At 42.9% G+C, this 9,841-nt stretch carries 13 protein-coding genes; 11 read left to right on the top strand and 2 right to left on the bottom strand.

Features of this window, described 5'->3' with window-relative positions:
• On the bottom strand, positions 1–2,369 hold a 2,369-nt coding region (locus QUA34_RS13885; RefSeq protein WP_333387394.1), incomplete at its 3' end, for a virulence-associated E family protein.
• Positions 2,366–2,656, bottom strand: coding sequence for a hypothetical protein (locus QUA34_RS13880; protein ID WP_333332939.1), 291 nt, complete (start codon positions 2,654–2,656; stop codon positions 2,366–2,368). The genes QUA34_RS13885 and QUA34_RS13880, both read right to left, overlap by 4 nt.
• A 304-nt stretch (positions 2,657–2,960) precedes the next feature.
• Between QUA34_RS13880 and QUA34_RS13875 the strand changes: the two genes are divergently transcribed.
• The 11 genes from QUA34_RS13875 to QUA34_RS13825 all read left to right on the top strand — a co-directional run bounded on the left by QUA34_RS13875 (position 2,961) and on the right by QUA34_RS13825 (position 9,840).
• Positions 2,961–3,245: a helix-turn-helix transcriptional regulator gene (locus QUA34_RS13875; protein ID WP_333102126.1), complete on the top strand. Its 285-nt coding sequence runs from the start codon at positions 2,961–2,963 to the stop codon at positions 3,243–3,245.
• 233 nt (positions 3,246–3,478) lie between these two features.
• The gene (locus tag QUA34_RS13870) at positions 3,479–4,681 is read left to right on the top strand and encodes a hypothetical protein (protein WP_333387391.1); all 1,203 of its coding nucleotides are present in this window, start codon (positions 3,479–3,481) and stop codon (positions 4,679–4,681) included.
• Positions 4,682–5,013: 332 nt separating this feature from the next.
• Positions 5,014–6,582, top strand: a complete 1,569-nt coding sequence (locus QUA34_RS13865; RefSeq protein WP_333387388.1) for an AAA family ATPase — start codon at positions 5,014–5,016, stop codon at positions 6,580–6,582.
• 129 nt (positions 6,583–6,711) lie between these two features.
• Positions 6,712–6,993 carry a hypothetical protein gene (locus QUA34_RS13860; RefSeq protein ID WP_333387385.1) on the top strand — a complete coding sequence of 94 codons (282 nt, stop codon included), beginning with the start codon at positions 6,712–6,714 and terminating at the stop codon, positions 6,991–6,993.
• Positions 6,994–7,041: 48 nt separating this feature from the next.
• Positions 7,042–7,356 (top strand): hypothetical protein, encoded by a 315-nt coding sequence (locus QUA34_RS13855; RefSeq protein WP_333387383.1) that lies wholly within the window; start codon positions 7,042–7,044, stop codon positions 7,354–7,356.
• Between the two features lie 58 nt (positions 7,357–7,414).
• Positions 7,415–7,828, top strand: coding sequence for a DUF6876 family protein (locus QUA34_RS13850; RefSeq protein WP_333387381.1), 414 nt, complete (start codon positions 7,415–7,417; stop codon positions 7,826–7,828).
• Positions 7,829–7,915: 87 nt separating this feature from the next.
• Entirely contained in the window at positions 7,916–8,299 is a 384-nt protein-coding gene (locus tag QUA34_RS13845) for a hypothetical protein (RefSeq protein ID WP_333387378.1), read from the top strand.
• 132 nt (positions 8,300–8,431) lie between these two features.
• The gene (locus QUA34_RS13840; protein ID WP_333292193.1) at positions 8,432–8,773 is read left to right on the top strand and encodes a hypothetical protein; all 342 of its coding nucleotides are present in this window, start codon (positions 8,432–8,434) and stop codon (positions 8,771–8,773) included.
• Between the two features lie 75 nt (positions 8,774–8,848).
• A complete protein-coding gene (locus QUA34_RS13835; RefSeq protein ID WP_333119853.1) occupies positions 8,849–9,193 on the top strand; it encodes a hypothetical protein in 345 nt (114 codons plus the stop codon).
• Positions 9,194–9,226: 33 nt separating this feature from the next.
• Positions 9,227–9,451, top strand: coding sequence for a hypothetical protein (locus QUA34_RS13830; RefSeq protein ID WP_333041326.1), 225 nt, complete (start codon positions 9,227–9,229; stop codon positions 9,449–9,451).
• A gap of 5 nt (positions 9,452–9,456) precedes the next feature.
• Positions 9,457–9,840 (top strand): hypothetical protein, encoded by a 384-nt coding sequence (locus tag QUA34_RS13825; RefSeq protein ID WP_333387374.1) that lies wholly within the window; start codon positions 9,457–9,459, stop codon positions 9,838–9,840.
• The last annotated feature ends 1 nt before the right edge of the window (position 9,841 follow it).

Below are 9,841 nucleotides of genomic sequence, written 5' to 3'. Positions count from 1 at the left end.
GGTTCGGGTTCAGTTTTGCACCAAACTCGAACTCGTTTGCTGGATATCGATCGAAACTCTCGCTCCCACCCAAATTTTTTGAGGATGGCGGAACAGCGCATCTGATGCGATCGCTCTTGTCGGCTCAGGTCAACTTGGAGATGAGTGAGAAGGTCGCTGAGTCGGATATATTCGCGGTGTTCAATAAAATTTTCGATGACATCTTCCCAGGGATCTGATGACTGAAACTCTTGAGCAATGTGTTCGGCAGTTTCTTCATCTTCATAGTCAAGACAAGGTTCTTCGCCAGATTTGTAAGCCAGCATCGCAGCAGCCCAAATCGCATCTCGTTCTTTCTTAAGCAATTTAGTATCAATCCGGTGCTTGACCGGAATTACCCAAAATCGCCGGTTGCCTGTTTCATCAGCGAGAAATTCTTGCTTGTTGGTGGTTGCGACAATGATGCTGGGTCGGTTGAAGTCTTCAATATCTCGGCAATATGGCGGTCGAATTTTGTCTGTTCCGGTGGATAAAAAAGCTTTGGTTGCACTGACATCCCGCCGTCTGAAAACACTCTCTAGCTCTGCCCATTCTACAAACCAGGCTTGGTGCAATTTCAGCCGTTCATCTTTGTCAGAAACAGTTCCCAGGGAATCGTCAAAATATTTGCCTCCCGCCAGCACCTTAAAAAAAGTTGACTTTCTATAGCCCTGTTTCCCTTGCAGAATCAGAACTGTGTCTATTTTGCATCCTGGTTCAAACGTTCGTTTCACAGCACCAATTAATGTTTTTCGGACAAACATTTCATAAATTGGATCGTTGACACCAAAATATTTTTCAGCGAGACTATCTAAAAACGAAGTATCTGGTGCTGGTGGCAAAGAATTTAGATACTCTTCAATTGGTGAATACTGATTTTCTACTGCTATTTCTGTCAGGATATCTTGAACATCTTCTCGACTGGATTTTACGAGAATTCCGTGTTTAATTGCGAGTTGAATTCGCACTCGATCGAGTGATACTGGTGTACCGTCAATTTCGATTCGCTTGCTGAGTTTATTCAAACGAAGCCGTTTGCCAAATTTTCTAATGATTTTTCGGTAATCCTGAATCATTCTGTTATCTGAATTTAAAATATTAAATTCAGGTGATGAATCAGAGCTAGCAGCCGAATTAGGAGAGTTACCCAAATCAGATTCAGCCTCTGCCTCCATTCGCGAAACTAAATGATCGGGTTGCAAAGACTTAATGAATCGCCAGTATTCACCTTTAATGCAGCTTTCAATCCCATCACTAACATATTTAGAGATGCTGGCGATCGGATTCGACTTAACTGCGTAATTCCAGATTTGATCCCACTCTTCTTGATCCCAGCCACCGCCGGGAGAACAACGCCGACAAGCATCAAGAAATAGAGTGTAGGCATCCTCATTGGTTACTTGTCCGAGTCGGCTGAACTCAGATTGAACTCCAATTAAATCCCGTGCCAGTGTTGCCATTGAGGTATTTCTGAGAGTCGCTACTCCATTCAAAAATTCCTTGTTGGGCTTTCCCAGACCGCACTGTAGAGAAATTGGCACCGGCACCGGAACAGTGATGTCTTTATACCGTTGAGATATTTCCTCCGGTGTCGCAGTTAGAGTTGCGGTGGCAGTGCGCCCCGTCGTGGCAGTCGCACTGTCTAAGACAGTAGCGCTGTGGGTGGCAGTCGCAGTAGCAGTGGTAGAAAATTGCAGTAAAGCTTGGTGCTGTTCCTCAAGTTCTCGTTGTTTCCGAGCGAGTAACTCTTGATAGAGAATGAGAAGTCGATCGCGCAAATCACTGTAGCTGTAGCGAGTGCCGGACTCTTCAACAAAATCGGTTTTAACGGGTTCGCGATCGGGCTTAACGTGCCACGCACCCGCGAGCCGAAAAACACGACTGGGATTTTTGTTGCTCTCGTCTGCTTCCATCACTTCGATCAGAAGCACTTGCAGTTCCCGCCATTGTTCCTGTGCGATCGGCTCATCAAAAAGCCAATACGGTTGCATCGACTTGTCACCGCTAAATATGGTGAAAGTTGGTTCAACAAAACCTACTTCGCTCCATTTTTCAAATTGTTCTGCCAACGGGATATCGTCCCACTCGCAGAAAATACCACAGCACTGCTTAATCTCAGCATCGCTATGTCCGGCTGTACCTGCGCCTGCACCATTAACCACGACATAAACACCGCGCTTGTCTGCTTGATACTGCTCAATCTGTTGCCAGTTAAGCTCAGAACTTTTGCGACCTTTATCCTTTTTCTTGCGTTCATCAGAGCTATGATAGAAAAACCTCAACAAAGCTTCGCCCGGTTGATAGCCCAAGTAATTCAGGTGCTTTTGTGCCAGCTCACGATCTATATTCATTGCTTTCTGACTCCTGATTTTGATTTTGCTGCGACTAAAGTTTGCAATTGTTGGCGCAAACGATAGATTTCCTGATTGACCGACGATCGTTTTTCTTCCAAATCATTGATTCTTTCTCTCAGTCGTGTGATTTTTTGACTTTCATTTGCTTGAATTTCGCTAGCTGGGAAAGTACCTTGGGCTGGATCTGACCAATAGCACTCGGCACACAGCCCATTCGTTAATAAGCCGAAGCATCGTTTGCCGTCCTTGTGATAATTCGATCGACACCATCCGTTTTGGGTCATGTTCTGTACTGATTTTTTAGGGCAGTTTTTCAGTTAGCCAATAGCTGAGTTAGCTGTTTCCCAAATCCGTATGGAATTACCGCATTTTGTTTTCTGGAAAACTGTGCCTGTATGAAATGTGGTTTTGGGGTGCGTGGTTTTTCGTTACGGATTTTCAACATGGGTGAATTTGTTGAGATGGCTGCGAGAATAGTGCTAGCGATCGAGGTCGAATTAGCCCCCGGCCTCGATCGCTAGTTGTTCTACGAGAAGAGACAAACTGGCTAGACAAAATAAGTAGCCAATTTGTCCTGTAATTGATATTATGACAGAAAGACCTAAAGATCAATCCTTAGAAACTAGGAAAATTACTGTGTTGCGATACTTACGGGAAAAAGCGGGACTAAGTAGGGAGCAATTAGTAGCACGTTTGGGAAATCGGATTGCAGTGCGAACTTTGCAGCGATGGGAGACGCTGGGGAAAGAGCCAGCCCTTACTCGGGGCGACTGGATCGACCTTTGTGATGCTCTCAATGTTCATTGGGAAGAGCTTCCCAGGGATTTGTCAGATTTAGTAGAGGAGGAAACAAACTACGAAATGCTTGCTTAACCTTAACAAGACAAAATGGCTTGTCATAATGTCTTATTAAGTGGTATGATAATCGCACAAGCCAAAATTAACAGCCCCAAAAATCTGAGAACCAGCAGCCTCAGTAATCAACGATCTGCTTAGGAATGTGACGCAAGGCTTGCGCGATTCAACTTTTAGGACATTGCAAAAGCAAAATTGCTTCAGAAAGAAGTACGGAATCTTTTTGTCAAAATTACCGAGTTAAAAAAACCATGCCAAAACTACCCACAACGTTTCAAACGCTTGACTTGACAGGATTTGAGGTCGATCGAACTCAACAATACACAGGAATTAGTCGAGAAATGATTGATTTTACGTGTGCTGTGCTTAACAAGAATCGTATAGGCATTGTGGTTCGGAGTGTGGGTGCAGCGCTCAAGGAAATTTACGGAATCGGAGGGAGCACCGATATTATCTGCAAATTGCTGAAAGAATGGCGTACAGATAATCTGTCGCTGATGAAGCAAGGAAAATCAGAGAAGGATTTAGCAACAGCACTGTTGGAAGCAGCGGACGATGGTTTGCTGGAGGACTCCGAAATACCTGAAGATATTCTCAAGGTTTCTCATCAAATGGCGATCGCGTTCTACAGACTGGCTTATCAAAAAGCTGATACCAGCGTGAGTGGCGATCGGATGAAACAGTTAGCTCAGGAAAATGAGCTGATGCGTCAACAACTCAAAGATTTTCCTCAAAATCAAATGGAGTTGAAATTTTATCTAGCAGAGTATGAACGCCAACGAAACGAACTTCGGGAAGCGTACATGAATCTGAACAAACAAAAGTTGACCGATTCTGAAGAATTTCGTCAGCAGTTAGATTTGCTTCAAGCCGAAAACAATGAATTGAAAGCCAAATTGACACTTGCTGAAAAACGGTTGCTCGAAGTTGCAGAATTTGAAAATGCTTCTCGCGATCGACTCAGTGAGATATCTAAGCTTAATGGACAAATCGAAGCACGGGAACGAGAAGTGTCCAGTCTCCATTCTCAAATCCAAGCTCTGCAATCACAAGTTGGTGAGAAACAAGTCCTAGAATCTCAAATAGAACAGCTAAGAGCTCAACTTAAAGAAGCTTCGACAACAATCACTAACCTGCAAACTCAACAAAAAATCAGTGGGGCTTTAGAAGTCGATCGAGAATTTGAGGATTCAGATCAAGTTACCGATGCTCAGCTTATGGTTGAAAATGAAACACTCCAGGCTGATTTGTCTGATGCTCTCAAAGAAATTGAAGAATTGAAAAGCATCGTGGCTAATTTATCATCGGATAACACTCCTGATAACACTCCTGATAACATTCCTGATAACATTCCTGATAACGTTTCTGATAACGTTTCTGATAACGTTTTTGATAACGTTTCTGAAAAACCTCCCAGTAAAAGCAAGAAACCAAAACTTGCTCTTGTTCACTAGAAACAGAAACAGAAACAAAAACTCAGTAACAGCTTTGAACAACTGTTACTGAGAAAATTTGGGTTGCGGGGTTGGAGTTTTAAGTATTAAGTGAGGACTTAAACTCAATACTCAAAATCACTCTCGTATCAACCAGTAATCGTCAAGCGGTAATAGGGTAATTGGCAATCGGTACTTGGTAATCGGTAGTAAGTAGATAGACGGGATTAAAACGACTAATGTAACCGTATGTAAATAGGCTTAAGTTAGCCATTAGAAAGCATTTGGAAACTTTACATCGTTTACATAGTTGCGTTTTAAAGCGCCGACTTACTTAATCAGGGGATAGAAATATGATAGACCTAAAAAAAGAAATTCAGCTAATGTTGATGGCACGATTTCCTTTGTTGTGGGTAGTAAGCCCAGAAGAGGAAACCGCCGAAGAAATTTTGTGTGATATAGCAAAAGCTAAGGAAGGGCAAATCTACTTCTGGGATTTTGCCCGTGGTTGGACGGATTCGGGTACATCCAAGGGAAATCCGATGCAAGCCTTGGAGCGGATCAGCAAAGCGCCGACAATGGAACAAGTCACTGTCTTTGTCATGAAAGACATCGCGACTCTTATTGCCCCCGGTGCCAATGGACAGATTGCTGTTAACCAGCTAGCGATCGTCCGCGAACTGAAAAATTTGGCAGTGACCATCGCCCGTGACCGTCGCTGTCTCGTCATTCTCTCCGATCAACTCAGAATGCCTCAAGAGCTGCGGGAAGAAATTACGGTGGTAGATGTCTCTTTACCAGGCATCGAGGAGATATCGAAGTTGATTGATCGACTGGTTGGCAAGAATATCAAACTGAACCCAGAACAACGGCAACAGCTAACAAAGGCTTGCCAGGGGCTGACTCGGTGCCGGATCTCCCGCGTCCTTGCCAAGTGTTTAGTTCTTGGAAAAGTTGATATTCGGGCCCTCGCTGCGGTCATCGAGGAGAAACGGCAAACCATCCGAGAGACAGGCATCCTTGAATTTGTCCCGGTTCAGTCAGGGCTGGAATCTGTCGGCGGACTCGAAAATCTCAAGCAATGGGTGAAGGTTCGATCGCGCTCTTTCAGCGACGAAGCCCGTGAGTATGGCTTGCCCAATCCCAAAGGGGTACTGCTGGCCGGCATTCAGGGAACAGGTAAATCCCTGCTGGCTAAAACCATTGCTGCTGAATGGAAATTGCCCCTGCTACGCCTCGATGTCGGTCGGGTCTTTGGCAGTATGGTCGGCGAAAGCGAAAACCGCATCAGGCAAGTCATTAAGTTGGCAGAGGCGATCGCACCATGTATTTTATTCTTAGACGAAATAGACAAAGCGTTCGCCAACATTATGTCTGGTATGGATGGCGACTCTGGCACGAGCCAGCGGGTATTCGGCGCGCTGCTGACCTGGATGCAAGAAAAGACCGCGCCAGTGTTCGTGGTGATGACCGCCAACCGCGCCGAAGTCCTCCCCGCCGAATTGATCCGCAAGGGACGGATCGATGAAATTTTCTGGGTTGACTTGCCAAACCACTCAGAGCGGGAAGCAATTTTCCGAGTTCACCTCAGCCGCATCCGTCCCGATCGAGTGAAGTTGGGAGACTTCGATTGTGGAATGTTGGCAAGTCAGTCAGCCTGCCTGTCCGGTGCAGAAATTGAGCAAGTTATTTTTGATGGAATGCAAACGGCCTTCAGTGCCGGACGGGAATTCACAGAGCGAGATTTGAGCGTAGCAATCATCGGCTGTGTTCCTCTGGCACGGATTGCTCAAGAACAAATTGACGATTTAAAAACTTGGGCAATTCGATCGGGCGCTAAATCCGCCAGCATTGCCGATCGCACTCAAACCCATTCCACTTCTTACTCTCATCTTTCACCTCTTGAGGTTGACGAAAATTAATTGTTATTAAAAAGCGAAGCGTCGCCCTGAGCGTAGCCAAAGGGTCGAAGGAACCGCCTAGCCGAAAGGTTAAATGCTTCGCTTTTTGATTCTGATTTATAAAACAAGTCATTTACTCTCAAAAATCAGATGGAAGAAATTGAACTAGGCAAAGTATTTGCTAACCCTGATGTTAAAAGAGACGGATATCTTCTCAAAAAATTGATTCTGAGAAATAAATGTGCTATTGGATGGTGGAGTTATGGCAGATGTGGAAGCACTAACGGTCTTTTGTGGTTGCAAAATTACGCAGGCTATTACTCACCTGATTTCTGTCTAGAATTCCAATCTGAAGAAATAGCATTAGAACGGACTCGGAAAATTCTTGAAGAGTGGGACAAGAATGATAAACGTCCTACTTGGACAGTTTAATGCGAGAGTTTAAAGTTGAGGAATTGGTCACATAAATTGAGGCAGAATATGGAACCCCATTTTGTTCATCCTTTGTCAAGCGTGGAAACGATCGATACCGATGAAGGTCAAAAACAAGTCATGAATAATTGGGCATTTGCCTCAATGATTTGGACAGCTACTATAGCTGGCAACATAAATGCTATTGCTATGGCTACCGAACTGTTTACTGACCAAGAACAATTTTATGTTTTAGTTACAGGTTCTAAAGCGGGAAATCAAGCAGCTATAGCAACGGCGATCGCACTTCTTGCCTTTGCGATCGATGACAAATTAGAACAAGCCTTTCTCAATCAACAAAATCAACACAATCAAGACAATTGAAATACTCGTGTAATGCTTCGCTGTAAGGAAGTGATTTTTTAGTTTGTGAGTCAGATTTATGTCAAAAGTAAAGATGGATGCTGAAACACTGTCGAAGAATTTAGAACACTTTCATGGAAGTGAGGAATATTACAAGCATTTCCTTGGACTTCTGTACACCGATGGAGTCAAATACTTGGCTGAAAATGCTGAAGCTTACTGGTTGATTGATGCGATCGTCTCCTATCAACCCAGACTGAGGAAAGTTCGTAGTTTAAGCGAGTTTCAACTTTGGTTCCTTCATGTTGGCGATACGCATGAATTTATCAAGCCTAAATCGCCTAATGATGCTGTTCTGACTTGTTGGGAAGATACGCCAAAACTCGGAGTTACACCTGCCGTTATTCAACAGATACCTTATACCGAGTTTCCCCTGCCGGAAATCAAGCTTTTCTTACGAGATAGAGTTCTTTTCTTGCCAAGCGAAAATTAAGCCTTGAAAGCCTGTCCAGTTCTCCTACTCTGGAGACTGGACACAGTTTCGCACTACATCACTCAACTAATATCAGGAGCAAATCAAATGACTGCTACCCAAGAAAATTCCGATTGTACACTCCAAGAAAAGCATAAACAACTGGCAGAATTGCAAGCAGAGGTTAACAAAATTTTTGCTGAAGCAATTACTAATCAGGTCACAACTGTTGACTTTGCAACTGAAATTTGGGTTCAGGCAATGTTAGAGAAAAAACCTTATGTAGCAATTGCTTGTCGCATGATTCACCACAGCACAACTTTTCTGGGAGATGAATTGCTGCAATTTCTGCGATATCTAGCTACTGGAACTCTGCAACAAGATGCTTCGATAGTATACTGGGCAGTCGATTTAGTTAATCAAGGTTTAATTATCAACAACACCCTCAAAGAGAATAACGAAAATGGCGAATGTGAAATGCAAAATCTGTAACGGTCAGCTCATATTTCTGGGTCAACTCGGATACTTGAGACATTACACTTGCCGAAACTGTGGCATGAATTTTAACAAAAGTCCCAAAATTGTCAGAGACGAATTCGACCGCATTATTTCTGTCAAATACTAATGAAAAAACTTGTCCTAACTCAAACCAAACAATGCCAAAATTGTCCGTGGAAAAAATCAGTAACAGTGGCTGATATTCCTAACTACTGCGTTAAAACTCATGAAGCATTACGCGAGACGATCGCTGATGAAACTGGCAATGTTTCTCAGCTTCAATGCAAAAATATTACAGTGATGACTTGTCATAAGTCGATTCGATCGCCCTGCATTGGCTGGCTTCATAATCAGCTTGGTAAAGGTAGCAACGTCCCTTTACGAGTACACATGATATTTTACTCCAACGTTAAAGAGATTGAAATTGACGGTGAACAGAAAGACACCTTTGATGAAACTCTTATTTAGGCTCATGTCAATCAAACCTAAGTGAAGCAAATAATGCTTCGCTTAGAGGGATTGACCTTGAATATAGGAAACCAAATGTTTCAAGAAACTAATGAACAAACTCCAGAAGCAGAAATCCGAGAATTAAAGGATGGAATCAAGGAAATTGTGAACTGCGCCGGAAAACGAGGCTTGAAGATTAGAGAGTTTGCGATCGAAATTTGGCAGAAGGTGATCGATCGAGATGTTAATTATTTAGCATTTGCAAGTCTCTTGTTAACAAGTGTCACAGGTCTACAAGGAGAATCCTGCTTTCTATACATTGAGCAAATGATAGAAGCTACTTTGTTGGGTAATTTAGAGACAGAAGAGACAGCTATAACTCTGATGGCTGATGGATTAGTGAAATATCAGGAACCAATTAACAAACTAATCACTTGATTGAGTTAATCTCTCTCAAATCAAATAGTTACCATGAAACACATTGTCATCTTAGAAGTCATTGATGAAAAAAATCTGACAGCAGAAGTTATGCAGGAACCGCCGATGGTTTTAACTTGGTGGGGAATGTTCTTCTTGTTTAATCGTAAAACAGCTCAAGATTCGATCGAAGGTCAAATCATTACCTATATCTATGTCGAGATATACGGCTGTGCTTTACGAAGTATCAAAGTTTCAGAAGTAAAAAGAATGAGGTGAACATCATGAATGCTCAAAGAGAACAACAAGTAATAGACGAAGCTGCCAGAATTCAAAAAGAGGTTGATAAAGTCTTTGAAACGGCTCGATCGAATAACTGGAGCTTGGAACAATTTGCAATCAAAGTTCTAGCAGGCGCAACAGAATTTGAACTGGCATATATTGCCATTGGTTCTCAACTTGTTCAAAATGTAACGGGATTAGATGGTCAAACTTCGGTGGAAATTCTCAAGTATTTGATTGCTGAAACGCTAAATAAGAATACTGTGAAAATTAGACAGGCACAGGAACTATTTTATCAGGGATTACTTATCAACAAAGAAAACGCTGAACAACAGAAACAGCAACAAAAAATGGCAACAAACACCTCAAAAGAAAATAGAAATTAGG

This window comes from Microcoleus sp. POL10_C6 (assembly GCF_036701585.1).
Lineage (GTDB): Bacteria > Cyanobacteriota > Cyanobacteriia > Cyanobacteriales > Microcoleaceae > Microcoleus.
Note: the sequence above shows the minus strand (reverse complement) of the source record. Positions and strands in the feature narration are given on the sequence as shown.

What these genes read in the sequence shown, in the direction of transcription:
- QUA34_RS13865 (WP_333387388.1), top strand. Translation starts at nt 5,014, where the DNA reads ATGATAGACCTAAAAAAAGAAATTCAGCTAATGTTGATGGCACGATTT.
- QUA34_RS13835 (WP_333119853.1), top strand. Translation starts at nt 8,849, where the DNA reads ATGTTTCAAGAAACTAATGAACAAACTCCAGAAGCAGAAATCCGAGAA.
- QUA34_RS13850 (WP_333387381.1), top strand. Translation starts at nt 7,415, where the DNA reads ATGTCAAAAGTAAAGATGGATGCTGAAACACTGTCGAAGAATTTAGAA.
- QUA34_RS13875 (WP_333102126.1), top strand. Translation starts at nt 2,961, where the DNA reads ATGACAGAAAGACCTAAAGATCAATCCTTAGAAACTAGGAAAATTACT.
- QUA34_RS13880 (WP_333332939.1), bottom strand. Translation starts at nt 2,656, where the DNA reads ATGACCCAAAACGGATGGTGTCGATCGAATTATCACAAGGACGGCAAA.
- QUA34_RS13870 (WP_333387391.1), top strand. Translation starts at nt 3,479, where the DNA reads ATGCCAAAACTACCCACAACGTTTCAAACGCTTGACTTGACAGGATTT.
- QUA34_RS13825 (WP_333387374.1), top strand. Translation starts at nt 9,457, where the DNA reads ATGAATGCTCAAAGAGAACAACAAGTAATAGACGAAGCTGCCAGAATT.
- QUA34_RS13845 (WP_333387378.1), top strand. Translation starts at nt 7,916, where the DNA reads ATGACTGCTACCCAAGAAAATTCCGATTGTACACTCCAAGAAAAGCAT.
- QUA34_RS13840 (WP_333292193.1), top strand. Translation starts at nt 8,432, where the DNA reads ATGAAAAAACTTGTCCTAACTCAAACCAAACAATGCCAAAATTGTCCG.
- QUA34_RS13830 (WP_333041326.1), top strand. Translation starts at nt 9,227, where the DNA reads ATGAAACACATTGTCATCTTAGAAGTCATTGATGAAAAAAATCTGACA.
- QUA34_RS13855 (WP_333387383.1), top strand. Translation starts at nt 7,042, where the DNA reads ATGGAACCCCATTTTGTTCATCCTTTGTCAAGCGTGGAAACGATCGAT.
- QUA34_RS13860 (WP_333387385.1), top strand. Translation starts at nt 6,712, where the DNA reads ATGGAAGAAATTGAACTAGGCAAAGTATTTGCTAACCCTGATGTTAAA.